Source organism: Streptomyces sp. NPDC040405 (assembly GCF_055595765.1).
The window spans coordinates 521,557-544,006 of record NZ_JBVIVI010000004.1; the positions used below are offsets into that span (position 1 = coordinate 521,557).

Annotated in this window: 18 protein-coding genes; 10 read left to right on the forward strand and 8 right to left on the reverse strand. The window is 73.0% G+C overall.

Going from position 1 to position 22,450, the window contains the following annotated elements:
• Window positions 1-136 precede the first annotated feature (136 nt).
• Window positions 137-958: a TetR family transcriptional regulator gene (locus tag ACZ59A_RS20020; RefSeq protein ID WP_470960421.1), complete on the reverse strand. Its 822-nt coding sequence runs from the start codon at window positions 956-958 to the stop codon at window positions 137-139.
• A gap of 85 nt (window positions 959-1,043) precedes the next feature.
• Window positions 1,044-2,882: a 3-hydroxyacyl-CoA dehydrogenase family protein gene (locus ACZ59A_RS20025; RefSeq protein ID WP_470960422.1), complete on the reverse strand. Its 1,839-nt coding sequence runs from the start codon at window positions 2,880-2,882 to the stop codon at window positions 1,044-1,046.
• A gap of 411 nt (window positions 2,883-3,293) precedes the next feature.
• On the opposite strand from ACZ59A_RS20025, the gene ACZ59A_RS20030 reads away from it, so the two are divergent.
• Complete coding sequence (locus ACZ59A_RS20030) at window positions 3,294-3,953, forward strand: HEAT repeat domain-containing protein (RefSeq protein WP_470960423.1); 660 nt, start codon at window positions 3,294-3,296, stop codon at window positions 3,951-3,953.
• Window positions 3,954-4,664: 711 nt separating this feature from the next.
• Here the strand turns inward: ACZ59A_RS20030 and ACZ59A_RS20035 are convergent.
• Both ACZ59A_RS20035 and ACZ59A_RS20040 read right to left on the reverse strand, forming a co-directional pair.
• Window positions 4,665-5,171 (reverse strand): GNAT family N-acetyltransferase, encoded by a 507-nt coding sequence (locus ACZ59A_RS20035; RefSeq protein WP_470960425.1) that lies wholly within the window; start codon window positions 5,169-5,171, stop codon window positions 4,665-4,667.
• Window positions 5,172-5,256: 85 nt separating this feature from the next.
• Window positions 5,257-6,276, reverse strand: coding sequence for an Rv2578c family radical SAM protein (locus ACZ59A_RS20040; protein WP_470960427.1), 1,020 nt, complete (start codon window positions 6,274-6,276; stop codon window positions 5,257-5,259).
• Between the two features lie 201 nt (window positions 6,277-6,477).
• Here ACZ59A_RS20040 and ACZ59A_RS20045 point away from each other — a divergent pair, with 201 nt between their 5' ends.
• The 8 genes from ACZ59A_RS20045 (at window position 6,478) to ACZ59A_RS20080 (ending at window position 18,428) form a co-directional block, all read left to right on the forward strand.
• Window positions 6,478-6,933 (forward strand): SRPBCC family protein, encoded by a 456-nt coding sequence (locus ACZ59A_RS20045; RefSeq protein ID WP_470960429.1) that lies wholly within the window; start codon window positions 6,478-6,480, stop codon window positions 6,931-6,933.
• 334 nt (window positions 6,934-7,267) lie between these two features.
• Entirely contained in the window at window positions 7,268-9,697 is a 2,430-nt protein-coding gene (locus ACZ59A_RS20050) for an MFS transporter (RefSeq protein WP_470960637.1), read from the forward strand.
• 194 nt (window positions 9,698-9,891) lie between these two features.
• A complete protein-coding gene (locus tag ACZ59A_RS20055) occupies window positions 9,892-12,426 on the forward strand; it encodes a SpoIIE family protein phosphatase (RefSeq protein WP_470960430.1) in 2,535 nt (844 codons plus the stop codon).
• Between the two features lie 48 nt (window positions 12,427-12,474).
• Window positions 12,475-13,212, forward strand: coding sequence for a methyltransferase domain-containing protein (locus ACZ59A_RS20060; protein ID WP_470960431.1), 738 nt, complete (start codon window positions 12,475-12,477; stop codon window positions 13,210-13,212).
• Between the two features lie 57 nt (window positions 13,213-13,269).
• Entirely contained in the window at window positions 13,270-14,103 is an 834-nt protein-coding gene (locus ACZ59A_RS20065) for a M55 family metallopeptidase (RefSeq protein WP_468047199.1), read from the forward strand.
• A complete protein-coding gene (locus ACZ59A_RS20070) occupies window positions 14,096-15,442 on the forward strand; it encodes a M20/M25/M40 family metallo-hydrolase (RefSeq protein WP_470960432.1) in 1,347 nt (448 codons plus the stop codon). Before ACZ59A_RS20065 ends, ACZ59A_RS20070 begins: the two co-directional genes overlap by 8 nt.
• Window positions 15,443-15,449: 7 nt before the next feature.
• Window positions 15,450-17,603 (forward strand): S9 family peptidase, encoded by a 2,154-nt coding sequence (locus ACZ59A_RS20075; protein ID WP_470960638.1) that lies wholly within the window; start codon window positions 15,450-15,452, stop codon window positions 17,601-17,603.
• A 99-nt stretch (window positions 17,604-17,702) separates the two neighbouring features.
• Entirely contained in the window at window positions 17,703-18,428 is a 726-nt protein-coding gene (locus ACZ59A_RS20080) for a 4'-phosphopantetheinyl transferase family protein (RefSeq protein WP_470960433.1), read from the forward strand.
• Between the two features lie 29 nt (window positions 18,429-18,457).
• On the opposite strand, the gene ACZ59A_RS20085 is transcribed toward ACZ59A_RS20080, so the two are convergent.
• Window positions 18,458-19,822, reverse strand: coding sequence for an MFS transporter (locus ACZ59A_RS20085; RefSeq protein ID WP_470960434.1), 1,365 nt, complete (start codon window positions 19,820-19,822; stop codon window positions 18,458-18,460).
• 262 nt (window positions 19,823-20,084) lie between these two features.
• On the opposite strand from ACZ59A_RS20085, the gene ACZ59A_RS20090 reads away from it, so the two are divergent.
• Window positions 20,085-20,627 carry a GNAT family N-acetyltransferase gene (locus tag ACZ59A_RS20090; RefSeq protein WP_470960435.1) on the forward strand — a complete coding sequence of 181 codons (543 nt, stop codon included), beginning with the start codon at window positions 20,085-20,087 and terminating at the stop codon, window positions 20,625-20,627.
• 59 nt (window positions 20,628-20,686) lie between these two features.
• Here the strand turns inward: ACZ59A_RS20090 and ACZ59A_RS20095 are convergent, their stop codons facing one another.
• The 3 genes from ACZ59A_RS20095 to ACZ59A_RS20105 all read right to left on the reverse strand — a co-directional run bounded on the left by ACZ59A_RS20095 (window position 20,687) and on the right by ACZ59A_RS20105 (window position 22,425).
• Window positions 20,687-21,037, reverse strand: coding sequence for a VOC family protein (locus ACZ59A_RS20095; protein ID WP_468047190.1), 351 nt, complete (start codon window positions 21,035-21,037; stop codon window positions 20,687-20,689).
• 32 nt (window positions 21,038-21,069) lie between these two features.
• Window positions 21,070-21,882, reverse strand: a complete 813-nt coding sequence (locus ACZ59A_RS20100) for a class I SAM-dependent methyltransferase (protein WP_470960436.1) — start codon at window positions 21,880-21,882, stop codon at window positions 21,070-21,072.
• A 162-nt stretch (window positions 21,883-22,044) separates the two neighbouring features.
• Complete coding sequence (locus ACZ59A_RS20105; RefSeq protein ID WP_468047186.1) at window positions 22,045-22,425, reverse strand: CBS domain-containing protein; 381 nt, start codon at window positions 22,423-22,425, stop codon at window positions 22,045-22,047.
• Between the last annotated feature and the right edge of the window lie 25 nt (window positions 22,426-22,450).

Genomic DNA, 22,450 nt, shown 5'->3' on the forward strand with positions numbered 1-22,450 from the left:
TTCTCCTCGCCCGTTGTCCCCCCACGAGAGGGGGGGGGAAAAACCCGCATTTGTGTGGGGGGGAACACAACCCAGAAGGGTGCGGGGGGCTCTGGCTCCAACCCCCGGGGTTGGGGGACTTGCCGCTGCGCCGAAGCTACCGCTTCAGGGCGCGCTCGATCGTTCGCATGACCTCGCCCAGCGGAGCATCCGTGCGGGCCACCATCACCACCACGTCCTCCTCCTCGCCCGGCGAGGACACGCTCACCGGGGGGCGGCCCGGGGAGGGGCGCCCGGCGCCGATGCCGGTGCCGAAGGTCTCGCGCACGATGGCGAAGGCGTGGTCGAGCTGGGCCTCGACGTCGCCCTCGCCCTCCGCCCGCAGCCAGCGGCGCAGTACGTGGTTGTGGGCCGTGACCACCGCGGAGGCGGCGACCTCGGCCAGCAGGGGGTCGTCGTCGCCGTCGTGGTGGGCGCCCTCGTCGAAGTGGCCCAGGAGGTAGCGGGTGAACAGCCGCTCGTAGCGGGCCACCGAGGCGATCTCGCGCTCGCGCAGGGCGGGGACCTCGCGGGTCAGCCGGTAGCGCTCGACGGAGACCGCCGGGGAGGCCGCGTACATGCGCATGACCTCCTTGATGCCCCGGCACACGGTGTCCAGCGGGTTCTCATGGGCCGGTGCCGCGTCCAGCACCGCGGCGGCCCGCACCAGGGTGTCGTCGTGGTCCGGGAAGATCGCCTCTTCCTTGGACCGGAAATGGCGGAAAAACGTGCGTCGGGCCACGCCCGCCGTGGCCGCGATCTCGTCGACCGTCGTCGCCTCGTACCCTTGCGTCGCGAACAACTCCATGGCGGCCGCCGCGAGTTTGCGGCGCATGATCAAGCGCTGGGCGGCGGCGCGGCGGCTGCCCGCGCTCTCCCCGCCGTTGGAGGAATTCGAGCGGTTACGCTGCGTACGAGTGGCCTTTACGGGCTGGGACATGTGGGGAACGTAACACGCTTGTGAGTGCCGGTGCGGGGGCGGACCCAAGGACGGTTCCAGCAGTCCGCCCCAGCCCAGCGGATTCTCAGGCCTTCGCATACTCGCGGAAGCCGCGACCCGTCTTGCGGCCCAGGCAGCCCGCCGCGACGAGGTGTTCCAGCAGCGGCGCGGGCGCCAGGCCCGGGTCGCGGAACGCGCGGTGCAGCACCTTCTCGATGGCCAGCGAGACGTCCAGCCCCACCACGTCCAGCAGCTCGAAGGGGCCCATCGGATAGCCGCCGCCGAGCTTCATCGCGGCGTCGATGTCATCGGGCGACGCGTAGTGCTCCTGGACCATCTTCACCGCGTTGTTCAGATACGGGAACAGCAGGGCGTTCACGATGAACCCGGCGCGGTCGCCGCAGTCCACCGGGTGCTTGCCGACCTCGTGGCACACGGTGTGCACGGTGGCCCGCACCTCGTCCGAGGTCAGCACCGTGCGCACCACCTCGACCAGCTTCATCGCGGGGGCCGGGTTGAAGAAGTGCATGCCGACCACGTCCTGCGGGCGCGACGTGGCGCGGGCGCAGGCGATGACCGGCAGCGAGGAGGTGGTGGTGGCGAGCACCGCGCCCGGCTTGCAGACCTTGTCCAGCGCGGTGAACAGCTCCTGCTTGACGGCCAGATCCTCCGCCACCGCCTCCACCACGAGGTCCGCGTCCGCGAACGCGTCGAGGGAGTCGGCCGGGGTGATCCGGGCCAACGCCCGCTCCCGCACCTTCTCCGTCATCCGCCCCTTGGCCACCGACCGCGCCAGCGACTTCCCGACACGGGCCTTCGCGATCTCCGCCTTCGCGCCGGTACGGGCCGCCAGCACCACCTCGTGGCCCGCCTTCGCGAAGACCTCGGCGATGCCGCTCGCCATCGTGCCCGAGCCCGCGACGCCGATCGTGCGCACCGCACGGCCCTGATCCGGGGACGGCACTTGCGGGGCCGCGCCGTCCGGGACGACGGTGGCGCTGCCGGGCGCCTCGTACGTATAGAAGCCGCGGCCCGCCTTACGGCCGGTGAGCCCGGCCTCGGCCAGCTGGCCCAGGACCGGCGCGGGCGCGTGCAGCCGGTCGCCCGAGGCCGCGTACATCGCCTCCAGGACGGTACGGGCCGTATCGATCCCGATCAGGTCCAGCAGGGCCAGCGGGCCCATCGGCAGCCCGCAGCCGAGCCGCATCGCGGCGTCGATGTCCTCGCGCGCCGCGTACCGCGACTCGTACATCGCGGCGGCCTGGTTGAGGTAGCCGAACAGCAGCCCGTCGGCGATGAACCCCGGCCGGTCGCCGAGCGCCACCGGCTCCTTGCCGAGATCGCGGGCGAGCACCGTGACCGCCTCGACGGCCGTGGGCGCCGTCAGCACGCTGGAGACGATTTCCACCAGCTTCATGGCGGGCGCCGGGTTGAAGAAGTGCAGCCCCAGCACGCGTTCGGGGTGGGCGGATTCGGCCGCGAGCCGGGTCACCGACAGCGCGTTGGTGCCGGTCGCCAGGATGGTGTCCGGCCGGACGACGGCGTCCAGCGCGGCGAACACCTCGCGCTTGATGCCGTGGTCCTCCGGCACCACCTCGATCACCAGATCGGCGTCCGCCGCGGCGGAGACGTCGGTCGCCGTGCGGAAGCGGTCGAGCGCGGCAGTCCGGTCGCGCTCGGTGATCCGCCCGCGGCCCACCGCCCGGGCGGTGGCCACCTCCAGCGCCGTGACGGCCCGGCGGCAGGCGCTCTCGCTGATGTCGATGCCGATCACCTGACGCCCCGCACGGGCCAGGATCTCGGCGATGCCGGTGCCCATCGTGCCGAGCCCGACGACCGCAACAGTAGTGAGCGGGGTCCCGGAGGGGGAGAGATCAGAGGAGGAGGACGTGGGGCTGACGCCGGTCTGTGGGAGACGGTCCATCGCGGACTCCAGAGGGTGTTCCCCGGAAACGGGGATGAAGTGACGACTGAGGGGAGTTCCCGGTGAAAAACGGAGGGGCCGCGCCGCATTCCGGACAGCCGTCCGGCATCCGCTGCGGGTTCTCCTCCGGCACGTTCGAAAACTCCGACGGAAGGGCTTGCACGCTCCCTGGCGGACAGCGCCGCACGGAGGAAACTGCCCGTGGGAGACACACGGCGGGCCCTGTCCCGGGGCCATGCCGTACTGCTGGAACTGCCGAACCGACGTCACACAAGGCGGCTGCGTCACCAGGCCGCCCGAGCAGGGGTGCTGCTCGTGTCGCCATATTAACTCGCGGGTAACCAAGACGCCAGAGCCACTGTGAGTCCTGCGCGATGGCGCGCGGATCACCGGGGAGGGGAGACCTCGACAATGGACGACGAATTCCGAACGCTGACGGAGCGGGTACGGGCCTCGCTCACATCGCAGCAGGAGACCGCGGCGCACGCCTCGCTGCTCGCCCTCGTACGGCAGGGCACCCCTGCCGCGCGCGAACAACTCGCCCGCATCCTGGTCGCGCCGGAGCAGCCCCTGTGGGCCCGCGAGACCGCCGCCTTCGTCCTCGGCAGCGCGGGCGACCGGCGGGCCTTCGAAACGCTCGTCCTGCTCCTCAACTACCGCGAGCCCGCGCGCTGCGCGACCGCCGCCCGGGTGCTGGCCCGGCTCGACGATCCGCGCACCGCCCGCGCCGCCGCCGCCCTCGCCACGAATCCGCTGCGCACCGCGTACTCCCTCCACCCCATCCGGCTCCTCGTCGAACTCCGCGCCCCCGAATCCGTACCGGCGCTGGTCGCCGCCCTGGAACGGCAGTTGGCCGCCCGCGACCGGCACTGGCCCATCGCGCGCGCCTGCGTCGAGGGGCTGGGCGCGATCGGCGACGAACGCGCCATCCCCGCGCTGAAGGCGGCGGCCGAGCACATACGGCTCAGCGCCGCGGCCGCCGCCGCCCTGGCCCGCATCAGCGGCGGCGGCTCCCTGGACCCCACCCCACCCCCACCCCGCCCAGGCAAAGGCCGAGCCACCGTCCGCTGACCACTGCCCGCGGGGGCTTTCCCCCACCCCGCCCCTTCCCGAACCGGGGGGCAGCCCCCGGCCCCCACCGCGGCTCCGCCCCGGGTCCCCACGGGGGCTCTGGCCCGGGTCCCGGCCGGGGTACGACTTGGCTACTGCCGCCGCCGGGCCCGGGACGGGGTTCCGCCCCGGGCCCCTACGGGGGCTCTGGCCCGGGTTCCGGCCGGGGTGCGGCTTGGCTACTGCCGCCGCCGGGGCCGGGGCGGGGTTCCGCCCCGGGCCTCCACGGGGGCTCTGCCCCGGGTTCCTGCCGGGGTGCGGCTTGGCTACTGCGCCCTCGGGGCCGGGCTGGCCCCGGCTCCGGCCTTCACCGGGGTTCCGCCCCGGGCCCCTACGGGGGCTCTGGCCCGGGTCCCGGCCGGGGTGCGGCTTGGCTACTGCGCCGCCGGGGCCCGGCTGGGTCCCGGCCCCGGCCCTCACCAGGGTTCTGTGCAGGGTCCCCGATGCGGCGGCGCCCCGGACTCCGGCGGGGCGGCGCGCCCTGCCCCGGAGTCCAGTGCTCAGTTTTGGCACCTGCCCTGGAGGCCGTACGCGGCTCGCGCCCGGTGGGGTCCGGGGCGGAGCCCCGGTTTCGGGAAGGGGCGGGGTGGGGGACAGACCCCGCCCGCACCGAGCTCTGCGGCGTCCCGGGACCGGGGCTTGGGGCACGGTTCTGGGGCCGGGGGGAGGGAATCAACCCGCGGGCAGGCGTGCGGCGTAGCGCAGTTCCGGGACCGCCGCGCCCTCCACCTTGTGGGTCTCCGCGCCCCCGTCCGTCACGAAGCCCGCCCGCTCGTAGAAGCGGCGCGCCCGCGTGTTCCGCTCCAGCACCCACAGCCGCAGATGCGGGAAGCCGCGCTCGGCGGTGCGGCGGCGGGTTTCGTCGAGGAGGGCGCGGCCGATGCCCGTGCCCAGTTGGGCGGGGTGCACGTAGAGGGCGTACAACTCGGCGTCCCCGGGCGGCAGATCGCGGTCCCGGTACGGGCCGAAGCAGGACCAGCCGACCACCTCGCCGACCGCGTCCTCCGCCACCAGGTTGACCACGTCGCCGAGCCCCCGGGAGAAGAACTCCCGCCGCCGCTCGGCGTCCTCCTCGACGCTGAGGCCGTCCAGATACGTCTGCGGCATCAGCCCCGCGTACGCCTTCTGCCACCCCCGTACCCGCACCGTCGCCACGGCGTCGATGTCGGACTCGGTCATCTCCCTCACCCGTGCCCCGTTCATATGCGTCCACCGTAGGTGGCCTGACCTCGGCACCGGCGGCAGGGGCGCATGATCTCCGCCATCACAGCAGGGACAGCTGCGCCGGGCCCGGGGGGTCGTCGGGGGCGGGGACGGCTCGGTGGGTCCCGGGCTCGTACGGGCCGATGCCGTACTCGGCGGCGAGGTCGTGCACCAGCCCGGTGATCCGCCGCTGGTACCACTTCGGTGCGTACGAGCCGCCCTCGTACAGGGCGTCGTAGCGCTTCAGCAGCCGCGGATGGTGCCGGGTGAGCCAGGCGGTGAACCATTCGCGGGCGCCGGGGCGCAGATGCAGCACGAGCGGGGTCACGGAGGTCGCCCCGGCCTCGGCGATGGCGCGGACGGTCGCGCGCAGCTGCTCGGGGGAGTCGCTGAGGAAGGGGATCACCGGGGCCATCAGGACCCCGCAGGGGACGCCGTGCCCGGACAGGGTCCGTACGGCGTCGAGGCGCCGCTCGGGGGAGGGGGTGCCCGGCTCGACGGTGCGCCACAGCGCGCTGTCGGTGAAGCCGACGGAGACCGAGACGCCGACGTCCGTGACGCGGGCCGCGCGGCGCAGCAGCTCCAGGTCGCGCAGGATCAGGGTGCCCTTGGTGAGGATGGAGAACGGGTTGGCGCGCTCGACGAGCGCGCCGAGGATGCCGGGCATGAGCTGATAGCGGCCCTCGGCGCGCTGATAGCAGTCCACGTTGGTCCCCATGGCGATGTGCTCGCCGCGCCAGCGCGGCGCGGCCAGCTCGCGCCGCAGCAGCTCCGGGGCGTTGATCTTGACCACCACCTGGGTGTCGAAGTCGCGCCCGGTGTCGAGGTCGAGATAGCTGTGCGTCTTGCGCGCGAAGCAGTAGACGCAGGCGTGGGTGCAGCCGCGGTACGGGTTCACGGTCCATTCGAAGGGCATCCGGGAGGCCCCGGGCACCCGGTTCACGATCGAACGGGCGCGGATCTCGTGAAAGGTGATGCCGCGGAACTCGGGCGTGTCGAAGGTGCGAGAAGTGACCGCGTCGGCGGCGAAGAGGGCCGGGGCGGCCGCCTCGCCGTCGCCTGTCAGGTTGTCCCAGCGCATGGCACGCACCTCCGGGGGGTCTCGCTCAGTACCACAATAGAACACATGTTCCCTTCACTTCCGTCAACCCCGAATTTGGGCGGGTGACCCCCAGGTGGTTGGCTTGCCAGCGCAGGGCAAGGGCGCCGACGCGCGCGTACGCGAGGCAGACGCGCACGCACGCATGAGGCAGCGCAACCGCAACCATCGGAGGAAAGAGCAATGGGCCAGGTCGAGGCCACCACGGAGCGCATCGTCACGGGCAAGCCCGAGGACGTGTTCGACGCGCTCGCCGACTACCGCGAGGTCCGCCCCCGGCTGCTCACCGAGCAGTTCAGCGAGTACGAGATCCGTGAGGGCGGCGACGGCGAGGGCACTGTCGTGCACTGGCGGCTCCAGGCGACCAGCAAGCGGGTGCGCGACTGCCTGCTGGAGGTCTCCGAGCCGAGCGACGGTCAGCTCGTGGAGAAGGACCGCAACTCCTCCATGGTCACCACCTGGACCGTCACCCCGGCCGGGGAGGGCAAGGCGCGGGTCGTCGTGACCTCGGTGTGGAACGGCGCGGGCGGCATCGGCGGCTTCTTCGAGCGCACGTTCGCGCCCAAGGGGCTCGCCCGCATCTACGACGGCGTGCTGGAGAAGCTCGCGGCCGAACTCCCGGCTCAGAGCGCCCAGTAGCCTCCGTCCGCCCCGGCGTCATGGTCACCGGTTCGGGTGGTTTTCTCCGCGGTGCGCTTCATAGGCGCACATGCTCTCACTTGCGGTAAAGCCGCCCGGACCCGTCTCTTTGTCGATTCGTCGCGCTTGCCCCTAGTTGTCTCGCGATGCGAGAACAGGGCGGCGGCGCAGGCGTTGACGAGGGGAGACATACGTGGGCGGGATCACCGAGACCACCTTCGCGAAGGGCCATCGGCCGGCAGGCGCACCCGCCCGCGCCTCCGATGGATCCGGCGGAACCGCGTCCGGCGACGGAACAGGCGACGGAGCGGGCGACGGCACCGGCCCGGGCGCGGTGCCACGGCAGGCCGGAAACGGTTCGCCACCCGGCGGCCCCGCGGCCGACGGCCCCGCCGGGGCCGGGCTCAGCCCGGCCCGGGTGCGGACGGTCTTCCTCGGGCTGATGCTCGCCCTGCTGCTGGCCGCCCTCGACCAGACGATCGTCGCCACCGCCCTCCCCGAGGTCGTCGGCGAACTGCACGGCCTGGACAAGATGTCCTGGACCGTCACCTCCTACCTCCTCGCCGTCACCATCGTGCTGCCGGTCTACGGCAAGCTCGGCGATCTCGTCGGCCGCAAGAGCGTCTTCGTCTTCGCGATCGTCGTCTTCGTCGTGGGCTCAGCGCTCGCCGGGTGGTCGCGCACGATGGACGAGCTGATCATCTTCCGGGCGGTGCAGGGCGTGGGCGCCGGAGGGCTGATGATCGGCGTCCAGGCGATCATCGCCGACATCGTGCCGCCGCGGGAGCGCGGCCGCTACATGGGCCTCATCGGCGCCGCGTTCGGCCTCGCGTCGGTGGCCGGGCCGCTGATCGGGGGCTTCTTCACCGACCGTGCCTCATGGCGCTGGTGCTTCTACGTCAACGTCCCCTTCGGCCTGGTCACGCTCGCCGTGGTGGCGGCCGTCCTCAAGGTGCCCGAACCGGCGCGGCGGCCGCGCTTCGACTTCCTGGGCGCCCTGTTCCTCACCATGTTCTCCACCTGCACCATCCTGCTGACGAGCTGGGGCGGTACGGAGTACAGCTGGCACTCGCGCGTCATCCTCGGGCTCGCCCTGGGCGCCGCGGGCTCCGCGATCCTCTTCGTCGTCGTGGAGTGCGTCGTCCCCGAACCGCTCATGCCGATGCGGATGTTCCGCGATTCGGTCTTCTGCGTCTCCGGGCTCATCGGCGCGGTCATCGGCGTCGCGCTGTTCGGCGCCGCCAGCTATCTGCCGACCTTCCTCCAGATGGTCGACGGCGTCTCCGCCACCGAGTCCGGGCTGCTGATGGTGCCCATGATGGGCGGCATGGTGCTGGCCTCGATCGTCTCCGGCCAGCTCATCAGCACGACCGGCCGCTACAAGGTCTTCCCCGTGGCCGGCGGCCTCATCTCGATCGGCGGCATGTGGCTGCTGTCCCGGCTGGAGGAGGACACCTCCCGCCAGGACTACAGCCTCTGGATGGGCGTCCTCGGGCTCGGCATCGGGCTCGTGCTGCCGGTGCTGATCCTCTCCGTGCAGAACTCGGTGTCCCCCGCCGACCTCGGCTCGGCCACCAGCGCCAACAACTACTTCCGGCAGATCGGCGGCAGCGTCGGGGCGGCCATCTTCGGCACGCTCTTCGCCCATCGGCTCGCCGACCGCCTCGCGGAGGAGTTCCCCAAGGGGACGGGCGCCCGGGCCGTCGCCGGACCGGAGCTGCCCGACTTCGACTCCGTCACCCCGCAGATCGTGCACGCCATGCCGCACGCCCTGCGCGACGGCTACATCACGGCGTACGCCGAGGCCATACCGCGGATCTTCCTCTACCTCGTGCCGGTGCTCGTCCTGGGCTTCCTGCTCGCCTTCCTGTTGAAGGAGAAACCTCTGGTGTCCCACACCGACTTCGCCGTCCAGCCAGACCCCGGCGTCCAGCCGGAACCCGTCGTACCGGCGGCGCGCTCGGTGCCCCGGCACGCCGCCTCGCCGCCCCCGCCGCCGCCCGTCGCGGGCATCCCGGTCTGCGGCACCGTCCAGCACCACGACGGCACCTCGGTCCCGCGGGCCGCGCTCACCCTCATCGACGTCAGCGGCCGTCAGATCGGGCGCGGCGCCACCGGCGAGGACGGGCGGTACGCGCTGAGCACGCCCGGCACCGGGGCGTACGTCCTGATCGCGGCGGCCGGTGGCCATCAGCCGCGGGCGGTCAGCGTCACGGTCGGCGACCGCCCGGTCGAGCTGGACGTCGTGCTTGGCGGCGCGGGCCGACTCGCCGGGTCCGTGCTCACGGCGGACGGCACGCCCGTACGGGACGCGACGGTCACCCTCACCGACGTACGCGGCGAGGTGGTCGCCTCCACGCGCAGCGGACGCGAAGGGGGCTATGTGATGACCGAGCTGGTCGCCGGGGAGTACACCCTGGCCTCCAGCGCGCCCGCCTTCCGCCCCGCCGCCCTCCCGGTCACCGTGCAGGCCGCCCGCGAGACCCACCAGGACATCGAACTGGCCGGTGGCGCGGTGCTGCGCGGCGTCGTCCGGGCCGGTGGCGGCCGCCTCGTCGAGGACGCCCGGGTCACGCTGCTGGACGCGGCCGGAAACGTGGTCGACACCGCGACCACCGGCGCGGACGGGGCGTTCCGCTTCATCGACCTGTCGGCGGGGGAGTACACCGTGATCGCGGCGGGCTACCCGCCGGTCGCGACGGTGCTCCAGGTGGCGGGCGGCGGCCGTACGGAACGCGATCTGCACCTGGGCCACGAGGACTGACCCCCGGTCGCCCCGCCCCGGCCCCCGACTTCCGCCGGGGGCCGGGGCGGAGGCATGTCCGGGGCAGGAGCGTGTCCGGGCAGGGGGGCCGTCGAGAAAACACCTATTCGGGTATTGGCCCACGCCGTGCCCCGCCCCCGCCGTACCGTTGAAGACGGTGTCGCAGATCTTGCGTGCGAAGGAGTCTTCCGCCCATGGACCATGGCACGGCGCGCGGTGACGGCGGGCTGGGCGGGGCGCCCAGGGTGCCCGCACAGCGGACGGAGGTGTCCGGCCGGATCCCGCTCGCGGTGGTCGTCGTCGATGCCGACGGGCTGGTCACGCACTGGAGTTCCGGCGCCCGCAAGCTCTTCGGACGCACCCGGGAGCAGGCCGTCGGCGCGCCCGTCGTCGATCTGATGCCGGTCTCCGGCGCGCTGCGCGGCGCGGATCTGCCGGACGAGGCGGAGCTACGGGAGCTACGGGATCCGCCCGGCGAGGCGGACCGGATACGCGGCCGGGCGCCGGAGCCCGGTCCGGACGGCGCCTTCGGCGGCGCGCGGTCCTACCCGACCGCGGGCCGCGCCCGGATGACGCCCTCGGCCGACGCCGCCCAGGCCGACGTCCTGTGGTGGGCGTATCCGCTCCTCGGGCCGGGCCCCGAGCGGCTGTTGGTGCTGGCGGCGGACGCCTCGGGGCTCACCGGGGCCGCCCCGGACGAGCGGTTCGCGCCGGGTTTCGCGCTGCACACCGAGTTCCCCGGTGCCGAGCTGCTGGCCGGACGGCTGCCGGACATCCTGCCGAACATGGGCCCGGCCACCGGCGGCCGGATCGTCGCCCAGGTGCTCGAACTCGGCTATCCCGTACTGGAGATCAGCCACCACGAGCGGGTCCCGGTGACCCCGGACTGGGGCATGCCCCGCTACCGCGAGCGCCAGGCCCGGCGCCGCGCGGCCGAGCGGCCGACGCCCGGGCCCGCGGCACTCGAAGACCGCGAAGCACCCGAAGACCGCCGAGCACCCGAAGACCACGAAGGCCGCGATGACTTCGAAGACCTCGAATACGCCGCCGTCCGCGAGCGCCTGGAGTTCCTGAACGAGGTCAGCGGCCGCATCGGCAGCTCCCTCGACCTGGCCCGCACCATCCGCGAGGTGACCAGCGCCGCCGTCCCCCGCTTCGCGGACTTCGCCGGTACGCATCTGCGCGCCCAGGTCCTCGCGGGCGAGGGCTTCCCCGACGGTCCGCCCGACGTCACCACCGTCTGGCACCGCGTCTGGGTCGAGCACAACGACGAACCCGGGCGCTGGGACGACACGGTGCCGGTCGGGGAGAGCATCGCGTTCCCCGAGCACACCCCGTTCTTCCAGTGCATGGTCACCGGCGAACCCGTGCTCATCCCGTACCTCAGCGACGAGTTGGGCGACCGGATCGCCGGACAGTTCGAGAAGCGGGACCTGCGCCCGCTGATCAACGGCCGGTCGGTCCTCATCGTGCCGCTCAAGGCGCGCCACGTGGTGCTCGGCTTCATGGTGCTGCTGCGCCGCGCGGGCCGCGAGGCGTTCGACGACATGGACCGGACGACCGGGGCCGAACTCGCCGCCCGCGCCGGGCTCGTGCTCGACAACGCCCGGATGTACACGTACCAGGAGAACGTGGCCGAGACCCTCCAGGACAGCATGCTGCCCCAGGTGACGCCGCGCATGGCGGGCTGTGACACCGCCACCCGCTATCTGCCCGGCACCCGGCTCGGCCGGGTCGGCGGCGACTGGTTCGACGCCATCAAGCTGTCCGGTTCGCGTACCGCGCTCGTCGTCGGCGATGTGATGGGGCACGGGCTGAACTCGGCCGCGATGATGGGCCAGTTGCGCACCGCCGTCCAGACCATGGCCGCCCTCGACCTGCCGCCCGCGCAGCTGCTGCGCAATCTGGACGACCTGGCGCAGCGGCTCGGCGAGCACTATCTCGCCACCTGTCTGTACGCGGTCTACGACCCGATCCGCTCCGAGCTGCTCCTGGCCAACGCGGGCCACATCCCGCCCGTGCTGGTCCGCGCCCAGGACGGCCGCAGCGAGCTGCTGGACCTGCCGACCGGCGCGCCGGTCGGCGTCGGCGGGGTGCCCTTCGAGACGGCCACGGTGCGGGTCGCGCCCGGCGACCGCCTCATCCTGTGCACGGACGGCCTGGTCGAGGTGCGCGGCCAGGACATCGGCGCCGGGCTCGCGGCGCTGTGCGAGTCCGCCGCCCATCCGGCGGCGTCGATGGACGACGCGTGCGACACCGTCATCCGCGCGCTCAATCAACGCGGCGGCCGCAAGGACGATGTGGCGCTGCTGATGGCCCGGCTGAACGGCATCCCCTCCGACGATGTCGCCCAGTGGCGGCTGGCCCTCGACCCGGGCGAGGTGGGCCGGGCCCGCCGCCTGGTCCGGGAGCGGCTGCTGCGCTGGGGGCTGCCGCACGCAGTGGAGACCGCCGAACTGCTGGTCAGCGAGGCCGTGACCAACGCCGTGCGGCATGCCCACACCCACCACGTGGTGCTGCGCCTGGTCCGCACCGAGGCGCTGCTGTGCGAGGTCGGGGACGACGACCACGAACTGCCCGCGCTGCTGGACGCCCGCCCGGACGACGAGTACGGGCGCGGGCTGCGCGTGATCAGCGAGCTGGCCAGGGAGTGGGGCACGAGCCGGACGCGGCAGGGCAAGACCGTCTGGTTCGAACAGGCGTTGACGGGCCCCGTGCGTCATCCCTGAGCCGCGCCGGGGTAGGGACGGACGTAACGACGGACGTGGGGAGCGGCGATGAGCGTGTCGGAGCGTTACCGGGAAGCGTGGGAGAGCTACTGGCGGGCCACCTCGGACGCCCCGGGGGAGGCCATCTGGGACGCCGACCCGTCGCTGAGCGCGGCCCGGGACGTCGACCGCCTGGCCCCGCACGCCGACCTCGCCCTCCCCATCGTCGACCTGGGCTGCGGAAACGGCACCCAGACCCGCTATCTGGCCACCCGCTTCGGCCGCGCCCTGGGCGTCGACCTGTCCCATGCGGCGGTCGCGCACGCGCGGCGCGCCGATCCGGCGGGGACCGCCGAGTTCCGGCAGCTGAGCCTCACGGATCCGGCGGCCGTGGGCGAGCTGTCCGAGCGGCTCGGCGACACCAACGTCTACATGCGCGCCGTCATCCACCAGAGTGACGCCCCCGACCGCCGCCTCGTCGCCGAAGCGGTGGCCGCCCTGGTCGGCCGCCGCGGCCGGGGCTTCGTCGCGGAGCTGACGGAGGAGTCCAAGAAGACGCTGGCCCGCCTGGCCGAGAGCCCCGGCGGCCCGCCCCTCAAGCTCCGCCGCGTCTTCGACCACGGCCTCAAGCCCGCCGACGCGGCGGACGCGGAAGTCCCGGAGCTGCTGGCGGCCGCGGGCCTGCGGATCCTGGCCGACGGTCCCACGGCCCTGGCCCAGACGGAGCAATGGGCCGACGGTTCGCGGGTGGAGCTTCCGGCCCGGTGGTTCGTGGTGGGACGGACGCCGGGGGGTGAGGGAGGGTGAGGGAGGGTTATCCACAGGGGTGGTTCGGCCCCCGCACAGCGCGTAACGTAACGAACCATGAAGATCCTCATCAGCGCCGACATGGAGGGCGCCACCGGGGTGACCTGGCCGGGCGACGTCCTTCCCGGCACCCCGCAGTGGGAGCGCTGCCGACACCCGTTCACCTCGGATGTGAACGCGGCGGTGCTGGGGTTCTTCGACGGCGGCGCGGACGAGGTGCTCATCAACGAGGCCCACTGGTCCATGCGCAATCTGCTGCTGGAGAAGCTGGATCAGCGGGCGCAGATGATCACCGGGCGGCACAAGACGCTGAGCATGGTCGAGGGCGTGCAGCACGGCGATGTGGACGGGGTGGCGTTCATCGGCTACCACACCGGCGCGGGCACCGAGGGCGTGCTCGCGCACACCTACCTCCCCAACTCCGTGACGGGCGTCTGGGCGAACGGCGCCCGGGCGAGCGAGGGGCTGCTCAACTCGCTCGTGGTCGCCGAGTACGGCGTACCGGTGGTGCTGGTCACCGGCGACGACCTGACCTGCAAGGACGCCAAGGGCTATGCGCCGGACGCCCGCTGCGTCGCCGTCAAGGACTACGTCTCGCGGTACGCGGCGGTGTGCCGCACCCCCGCCCGTACCGCCGCGGACATCCGGGAGGCGGCACGCGAGGCGGCCGTGCTGGCGGTGCGCCACGAACCCCCGCACCGCGGGCCGTTCACCATCGAGCTGGAATTCGACGCCGAGCATCTGGTGGGGGCGGCGAGCGTCGTGCCGGGCGTGGAGCGCAGCGGCGAGCGGCGCGTCGCCTACACCTCACCGACCATGTACGAGGGGATCCGCTGCTTCAAGGCGGTCACGACTGTCGTATCGGCCGCGGTGGAGGAGCAATATGGCTGACACGGTCCGTCCGGAGGCGATCGACGCGCAGGCGCTGGAGGAGGTGGTGCGCTTCACCTCCGAGCTGATCGCGATCGACACCACCAACCGTGGCGGAGGGGAGTGCTCGGAGCGCCCGGCCGCCGAGTACGTGGCGGAGATGCTCAGCGACGTGGACATCGACCCCACGCTGCTGGAGCGGTCGCCGGGGCGCACCAATGTGGTCGCCCGGATCGAGGGCACCGACAGGGCCGCGCCCGCGCTGCTCGTCCACGGCCATCTGGACGTGGTGCCCGCCGAGCCCGCCGACTGGACCGTGCACCCCTTCTCCGGGGAGGTGCGCGACGGAGTGGTGTGGGGCCGGGGCGCCATCGACATGAAGAACATGGACGCGATGGTCCTCGCGGTCGTCCGGGCCTGGGCGCGGGCCGGGGTGCGGCCCCGCCGGGACATCGTGCTGGCCTTCACCGCCGACGAGGAGGACAGCGCCGCCTGGGGCTCCGGCTACCTCGCCGACAGCCACCCCGAGCTGTTCGAGGGCTGTACCGAGGGCATCAGCGAATCCGGCGCCTTCACCTTCCACGCCGGGCCCGGGCTGCGGCTCTACCCCATCGCGGCGGGGGAGCGCGGCACGGCCTGGCTGAAGCTCACCGCGCACGGCCGCGCCGGACACGGTTCGAAGGTCAACCGGTCCAACGCGGTCAGCCGGCTGGCCGCCGCCATCGCCCGCATCGGCGACCACCGCTGGCCGGTCCGGCTGACGCCCACCGTGAAGGCGGCGCTCACCGAGATCGCCGCGCTGCAGGACATCCCGGCCGATGTGGACGCGCCCGGCTTCGACGTCGACGAACTGCTCGCCAAGCTGGGCCCGGCCGCCGCCCTCGTCGAACCGACCGTGCGCAACAGCGCCAACCCCACGGTCCTGGAGGCCGGTTACAAGATCAATGTGATCCCCGGCAGCGCCACCGCCTACGTCGACGGGCGGATGCTGCCCGGTGGCGAGGACGAGTTCCGGGACACCCTCGACCAGCTCACCGGCCCGGACGTCGACTGGGAGTTCCACCACCGCGAGGTCCCGCTCCAGGCCCCGGTGGGTCCCGAGGCGCCCACGTACGAGGCGATGCGCGCCGCCGTCCAGCGCTTCGACCCGGGCGGCCACGCCGTGCCGTACTGCATGTCCGGCGGCACCGACGCCAAGCAGTTCTCCCGGCTCGGCATCCGCGGCTACGGCTTCTCGCCGCTGCGGCTGCCCGAGGGCTTCGACTACCAGGCGCTCTACCACGGCGTGGACGAGCGGGTTCCGGTCGACGCCCTGCACTTCGGCGTCCGGGTGCTGGACCACTTCCTGCAGGGGGCGTGAGCCGGTGGTGCAGCAGGTGGCGGCCACGGCCCCGTACGGGACCTGGCCCTCCCCGGTCGACGCCGCCCTCGCCGCCTCGCACGACGGCCACCCGGAGTACGTGGGCATCGTCGGCGACGAGGTGTGGTGGACCGCGCCCCGCCCCGCCGAGGGCGGCCGCCGGGCGCTGGTGCGGCGGCGGGCCGACGGCACCGAGGTCCCGGTGCTGCCGCCGCCGTGGAACGTGCGCAGCAAGGTCATGGGCTACGGCGGCACCCCGTGGGCCGCGGACCCGCGCCCGGTGGGCGGCCCGCTGGTGGTGTTCGTCCACTTCGCCGACCAGCGGCTGTACGCGTACGCACCGGACGCCCCGGCGGGCGCCCCGCCGCGCCCGCTGACCCCGGTGTCGGAGGTGGGCGAGGGGCTGCGCTGGGCGGATCTCGTGCCGTACCCGGACCGCGGCGAAGTGTGGTGCGTGCTGGAGGAGTTCACGGGCGAGCGGCCGACGGACGTACGGCGTGTGATCGCCGCCGTACCGCTGGACGGCTCGGCCGCCGAGGACCGTGCGGCGGTGCGCGAACTGACCGATGCCCGCCATGACTTCGTCACCGGCCCCCGGCTCGCACCGGACGGCCGCCGGGTCGCGTGGATCGCCTGGGACCACCCCCGGATGCCGTGGGACGGCACGGAGGTGATGGTCGCGGAGGTGGCGGAGGACGGCCCGTTCCGCGAGGCCCGTGCGGTGCTGGGCGGGCCGGAGGAGTCCATCGCGCAAGTCGACTGGGCCCCCGACGGCGCGCTCCTCGCCACCACGGACCGCACGGGCTGGTGGAACCTCCACCGCCTGCCGCCGCGAGTCCTCGCGGCGGCGGCCCCGGCCCCGGGTGCGGGGGCGGCGGCGCCGCGACCTGTCCCGCCCCCGGCGGCGGGTCCTGGCGTGGCCGGGGCCGGGGGCGGCACGGATCCCGGCGTGGCCGGGGCAGGTGCCCCGGGTGCGACCGGGCGGGACGCAGGCGCGGAGGCCCGGGAGGTGTGTCCTCGGCAGGAGGAATTCGGGGGGCCGTTGTGGAAGCTCGGGCACCGTTGGTTCGCGCCGTTGCCCGGCGGGCTGGTCGCCGTGCTGCACGGGCGGGGCGCCCAGACGCTCGGCGTCCTCGACCCCGAGAGCGGCGAGGTGGCCGATGTCGCCGGGCCGTGGACCGAGTGGGAGCCGACGCTCGCGGTGGACGGCACCCGGGTCGTCGGCGTCGCCGCGAGCCCGCGCAGCGGGCATGAGGTCGTGGAGCTGGACACTGGTACCGGCCACGCCCGCGTCATCGGCAGCGCCCATACCGACCCCGTCGACCCCGCGTACTACCCGGAGCCGCGGGTCCGCACCTTCACCGGGGCGGACGGCCGCGAGATCCACGCCCAGCTCTACCCGCCCCACCACCCCGGCCGCACCGCCCCGCCCGGCGAGCTGCCGCCCTACGTGGTGTGGGCGCACGGCGGGCCCACCGGGCGGGCCCCGCTCGTCCTCGATCTGGAGATCGCGTACTTCACCTCGCGCGGCATCGGCGTCGTCGAGGTCAACTACGGCGGGTCCACCGGCTACGGCCGCGCCTACCGCGACCGGCTGCGCGAGCGGTGGGGCGTGGCCGACGTCGAGGACTGCGCCGCCGTCGCCGGGGCGCTCGCCGACGAGGGCGTCGCCGACCGCGCCCGGCTGGCGATCCGCGGCGGCAGCGCGGGCGGGTGGACGGCGGCCGTGTCGCTTACCGCCACCCGGCTGTACGCGTGCGGCACGGTCAGCTATCCGATCCTCGACCCCGCCGCCTGGGCCACCGGCGAAACCCATGACTTTGAATCGCGGTACGCCGAATCGCTGATCGGACCGGTCGCCGAGGTCCCGGACCGCTACCGGGAGCGTTCGCCGCTCCACCGGGCCGACCGGATCGCCGCGCCGTTCCTGCTGCTCCAGGGGCTGGACGACACGATCTGCCCGCCGGTGCAGTGCGAGCGGTTCATGGAGGCGATGGCGGGGCGCGGGGTGCCGCACGCGTATCTCACCTTCGAGGGCGAGGGGCACGGCTTCCGCCGCGCCGACACCATGGTCCGCGCCCTGGAGGCCGAACTGTCCCTGTATGCCGGGACCTTCGGCCTGTCCGTGGCCGGGGTGCCCGCGCTGGAGCTGCGCACATGAGCGCCCTGGGTGCCCCGGGCACCCTCGGCGGCGGTAGCGTGAACCGCGCAAGATCCGATATGCGAACTGTTTCGCCATCATTCGTTCTGGAGGAGCCAGTTGACCACCGCACGGGCCCCGCGCCTCGTCGGCCGTGAGCCGCTGCCCACCGCCCTGGCCGGTGGCTGGCCGCAGGGCGGCGAGCCCGAGACCTGGCTGCTCAGCGTCTCGTCCTTCATCGCCGCTCTGGACGCCGCCGCACCCGGCAAGATCCTCGACGCCGAGGAGCTGGAGCGGGCCGGGAGGTTCCTGCGCGCCGAGGACCGGGAGCGGTACACGGCGGCCCATATCGGGCTGCGCCAGCTGCTCGGCGGCTATCTGGGCATGGAGCCGTCCGGCGTTCCGTTCACCCGGGAGGACTGCCCCGGCTGCGGCGGTCCGCACGGCCGCCCCGCGGTGGTCGGCACCCCGCTCCACTTCAATATGTCGCACGCCGGTGACCTGGTGCTCTTCGCCTTCGCCGGGACTCCGGTCGGGGTCGATGTGGAGAAGATGCAGGCCGCCTCGGTGGTGGCCCAGGTCGCCGAGAGCCTGCACCCCAGGGAGCGCGCCGAGCTGGCCGCGCTGCCGGAGGCCGACCGGCCCGCCGCCTTCGGCCGCTGCTGGACGCGCAAGGAGGCGTATCTGAAGGGCATCGGCACCGGGCTGTCCCAGGACCCGGCGCGGGACTACCTCGGCACCGGCCGGGAGCCGGTGCCGGTGGGGCCGTGGACGATGGCCGACGTACCGGTGGAGTCCGGTTACGCGGCGGCGATGGCCCTGCGCGACCCCGGCCGGGAGGGCTAGGAACCCTCGGCCCGGCCGGGGCCCGGGGCTCAGTGCGCGGCCGGTGCGGGCGCCGGGGCGGGGGCGTTGGCGCCCGTCCCGCTGCCGGTCCCGGCCGCCGGGCGGCGCAGCAGGTAGACCCCGACCACGGCGATCAGGGAGGCGGCGGAGAGCGCGTAGAGCCCGCCGTTGGTGCTGCCCGTGCTCTCCTCCAGGTAGCCGAAGAGCGTCGGGGCGACGAACCCTCCCAGGTTGCCGAGGGAGTTGATGACGGCGAGCCCGGAGGCCGTGACCTTGAGGTCGAGGCTGGACTGCGCCAGCGGCCAGAAGAGGTTGGCGCCGCACTTGCTGCCGACGGCGGCCAGGGTGATGGCCGCGAGGCCGAACCACGGGGAGCCGAGCGTGGCGAGGAACGTGCCGATGGCCGACAGCACCAGCACGATGGCCAGGTACGGGCGCCGGTCCGGCATGCGGTCGGTGTAGCGGCTCATGGTGTACATCGTGACCACCGCGCAGATCCACGGGACGGCCGAGAGCAGTCCGACCTGGAAGGGCGAAAGACCGCCGATGTCGTCGACCAGGCTCGGCAGCCAGAAGGTGATGGCGTAGCCGGTCAGTGCCATGGCGAAGAAGACCAGGGTGAGCAGCGCGACCTGCGGGTGGAGCACCAGGCGCAGCCGGGACACCTTGGGCTCGCGGCTGCGGCTGGCCCGGTCGCGCTCGACCGCCGCGCTCAGGGCCGTCCGCTCCTCGGTGGTGAGCCAGCGGGCGTCGCCGATCTTGGAGACCAGGAAGAACGCGGCGATCAGGCCCACCACGATCGAGATGGCGCCTTCCATGGCGAACATCCAGCGCCATCCGGCGAAGCCGCCGAGGCCGTGCATTTCGAGGAGCGCGCCGCTGATCGGGCCGGTGACGATGTAGGCGGTGGCGGAGCCGCCGAGGAAGAGGGCGCTGGCCCGGCCCCGGTAGGAGTTGGGCAGCCAGGTGGTGAAGTAGTACATGACGCCCGGGAAGAACCCCGCCTCGGCGATGCCGAGCAGGAAGCGCAGGACGTAGAAGGACGTGACGCCGTGCATGAAGCACATGGCGAGCGTCACCGCTCCCCAGCTGATCATGATGCGGGTCAGCCAGACGCGGGCGCCGAAGCGCTCCATGAGCATGTTGCTCGGCACTTCGAAGATGGCGTAGCTGATGAAGAACAGCCCGGCGCCCAAGCCGTATGCGGCGGCGCCGACTCCGATGTCGGCGCTGAGGTCGTCCTGGACGAAACCGACGTTGGTGCGGTCCATCTGGTTGACGACGAGCATCAACACCAGCATCGGCATGACGCGCCGCAAGAACTTGCTCACCGCCCGGTCGACCAGCTCCGGCGCGGGCGCCGCGTCCTGGCCGGGGGGTCCCTGCTGTGCCATGGTGCTCTCCTGGCGATATGTTCATCCCTGTGAACAGTCAATGAGTGGTGCGCAGGACCATACGGTTCTGTATGCACTCGGTCAATGGCCTGTGAAGCACTTATTCCGCAGCGCTGACCTGGTGTTCAGGCCGCCCATGCGGCCGGAAAAGTCAAGGGGGCCGTTCGTGCGACCAGCGGCGCAGCGTTCATGGATATGACCAGATGGGGTCGCGGCCGCTAAGTCGGTGGCGGAGGCCCGGCCTCCGTACCATCATTGACCAATGCCTGATCATGCGTATCTCGCCGAGGGAACCCGCGCGGCCATCCGTCCCCATCGGCGTGCGGACGGCGCCGAATTCGTCCGGCTCGCGCGGCAGAGCGCGTCCTTCCACAGCCCCTGGCTGACGCTGCCCACGACGGACGAGGCGTACGAGGGCTTCATCGCCCAGCTGGAGCGGGAGGACCGGCGCGGCTTCCTGGTCTGCGAGCGGGAGACCGGGGCGCTCGCCGGATTCATCAACATCAACAACATCGTGCGCGGCGCGTTCCAGTGCGGCGCGATCGGCTACGGCGCCTTCCCGCCCGCCGCCGGGCGCGGCTATATGTCCGAGGGGCTCGGGCTGGTGCTGCGGCAGGCATTCGGGCCGCTCGGGCTGCACCGGATCGAGGTCAACATCCAGCCCGGCAACGAGGCGTCGACCGCGCTCGTCAAGCGGCATGGCTTCCGGCTGGAGGGCTTTTCGCCCGACTTTCTCTATATCGAGGGGGCGTGGCGCGACCACGACCGCTGGGCCATCACCAGCGACATGCCGGGGCCCGCGTAATCGCGGTCGGCGAGGGCACCGGGGGAGGCGCCCCCGCCGACCGGCCGGGAGTGCGCTGTTCAGGCGGGGTTGCGGTCCACGTACTCGAAGATCGAACCGTCCGGGTGGCGGGCCACCAGCATGCGGCCGGTGGGGGCGGGGATCGGGCCCGCGACGATCTGCGCGCCGACCGCCGTCAGATCGGCGATCGCCTCGTCCACGTCCTTCACCGCGATCGTCGCCGCGATCTTGCGGAGAATCTCCATCTCCGACTCCGGGCCGCTCATCAGAAAGAAGCAGCCGACCGCCGCGACCGAGACGCCGCCGCGCTGGGAGCGGGACGCCTCGGCTCCGGTGAGCCGTTCGTAGACGCTGATGGCGGAGTCCAGATCGTCGACACAGACCCGCAGTGAAGTCCCCATGATGTCCATGCGGGCGAGCCTAGTTGAACCTCAACCGCACGTCAGATACGGCACAGCAGCTCGCCGTGCAGGACGGCGAACCAGCCGTCGTCCCGGCCGCCCCACGCGCGCCAGGCGCTGGCGATCTCTGCCAGCTCCGCATCCGTGGCGTGGCCACCCTCGACCGCGCGCCGGGCGTACGACGACGCGACCGTGCGGTCCGCCCACAGCCCGCTCCACCACGCCCGCTCCTCGGGGGTGGCGTAGCACCACGCGGCGGCGGTCGCGGTGAGGGCGGTGCCGGCGAAGCCCGCCTCCAGGGCCCAGGAGCGCAGTCGGCGCCCCGCGTCCGGCTCGCCGCCGTTGGCGCGCGCGACCCGGCGGTAGAGGTCCAGCCAGGCGTCCAGCCCGGTGAGGTGCGGATACCAGGTCATGGCGGCGTAGTCGCTGTCGCGGACCGCGACGATGCCGCCCGGCTTGCACACCCGCCGCATCTCGCGCAGCGCCCGCACCGGGTCGCCGACGTGCTGGAGCACCTGGTGGGCGTGGACGACGCAGAAGGAGTCGTCGGGGAAGTCCAGATCGTGGACGTCGGCGACCGCGAAGCGGAGATTGGTCAGGCCGCGCTCATCGGCGACCGACCGCGCCTGCTCCAGAATGGCGGGCTCCGCGTCGACGCCGACGACCTCGCCCCGCGGCACCAGCCCGGCCAGGTCGGCGGTGATGGTGCCGGGGCCGCAGCCGATGTCCAGGACCCGCATATGGGGCACGAGATGGCCGGTCAGATAGGCCGCGGAGTTGGCGGCCGTGCGCCAGGTGTGCGAGCGCAGCACCGACTCGTGGTGTCCGTGGGTGTAGACGGCGTCGTTCGGCATGACGGAACTCCTCGTCGAGTCGACCGCGATCGGGAACGACTGCCACCGTACGCCGCCATCTCGCATGACGAGAAGAGTCGTCTCACCATATGGTCCATGGAAGGCATGAGAATGGCGGCGGGGAACCGGCAACTCCCGTTCCCCGCCGCCCTCTTGGCACCCTCAGGCGGGCGTCCGCCCCTGCTCCAGATCCCGCATGCTCACCACTCCCACCGGGCGCCCCGCCCGGACCACCGGCAGTCGCCGCACCTCATGCTCGCGCATCAGCGCGGCCGCCTCGGTGATCTCCTCGTCGGGGCCGATGGTCACCGGGTTCGGAGTGCACACCAGATGGCAGCTGACCGTCAGCGGATCGACGCCGTCCGCGACCGCGCGCAGCGTGATGTCGCGGTCGGTGAGGACGCCCAGCAGCTCACCGTCGAGCGCCACGAACACACCGCCGATGTCCTTCGCGCGCATCAGCTGCGCGGCTTCCACCAGCGAGGCATCGGGACGCACCAAGGTGACCGTCGGCGTCATGACGTCTTTCACGTACTGCGGCATTTCGCTCGCCTTCTTCGGGTGTGCC

Bases quoted from the DNA above. Each gene is read 5' to 3' on its own strand.
- ACZ59A_RS20035 (WP_470960425.1), bottom strand. From the start codon at position 5,171: ATGACCGAGTCCGACATCGACGCCGTGGCGACGGTGCGGGTACGGGGG.
- ACZ59A_RS20055 (WP_470960430.1), top strand. From the start codon at position 9,892: ATGGACCATGGCACGGCGCGCGGTGACGGCGGGCTGGGCGGGGCGCCC.
- ACZ59A_RS20100 (WP_470960436.1), bottom strand. From the start codon at position 21,882: ATGCCGAACGACGCCGTCTACACCCACGGACACCACGAGTCGGTGCTG.
- ACZ59A_RS20030 (WP_470960423.1), top strand. From the start codon at position 3,294: ATGGACGACGAATTCCGAACGCTGACGGAGCGGGTACGGGCCTCGCTC.
- ACZ59A_RS20070 (WP_470960432.1), top strand. From the start codon at position 14,096: ATGGCTGACACGGTCCGTCCGGAGGCGATCGACGCGCAGGCGCTGGAG.
- ACZ59A_RS20040 (WP_470960427.1), bottom strand. From the start codon at position 6,276: ATGCGCTGGGACAACCTGACAGGCGACGGCGAGGCGGCCGCCCCGGCC.
- ACZ59A_RS20090 (WP_470960435.1), top strand. From the start codon at position 20,085: ATGCCTGATCATGCGTATCTCGCCGAGGGAACCCGCGCGGCCATCCGT.
- ACZ59A_RS20025 (WP_470960422.1), bottom strand. From the start codon at position 2,882: ATGGACCGTCTCCCACAGACCGGCGTCAGCCCCACGTCCTCCTCCTCT.
- ACZ59A_RS20020 (WP_470960421.1), bottom strand. From the start codon at position 958: ATGTCCCAGCCCGTAAAGGCCACTCGTACGCAGCGTAACCGCTCGAAT.
- ACZ59A_RS20045 (WP_470960429.1), top strand. From the start codon at position 6,478: ATGGGCCAGGTCGAGGCCACCACGGAGCGCATCGTCACGGGCAAGCCC.
- ACZ59A_RS20085 (WP_470960434.1), bottom strand. From the start codon at position 19,822: ATGGCACAGCAGGGACCCCCCGGCCAGGACGCGGCGCCCGCGCCGGAG.
- ACZ59A_RS20060 (WP_470960431.1), top strand. From the start codon at position 12,475: ATGAGCGTGTCGGAGCGTTACCGGGAAGCGTGGGAGAGCTACTGGCGG.
- ACZ59A_RS20065 (WP_468047199.1), top strand. From the start codon at position 13,270: ATGAAGATCCTCATCAGCGCCGACATGGAGGGCGCCACCGGGGTGACC.
- ACZ59A_RS20105 (WP_468047186.1), bottom strand. From the start codon at position 22,425: ATGCCGCAGTACGTGAAAGACGTCATGACGCCGACGGTCACCTTGGTG.
- ACZ59A_RS20095 (WP_468047190.1), bottom strand. From the start codon at position 21,037: ATGGACATCATGGGGACTTCACTGCGGGTCTGTGTCGACGATCTGGAC.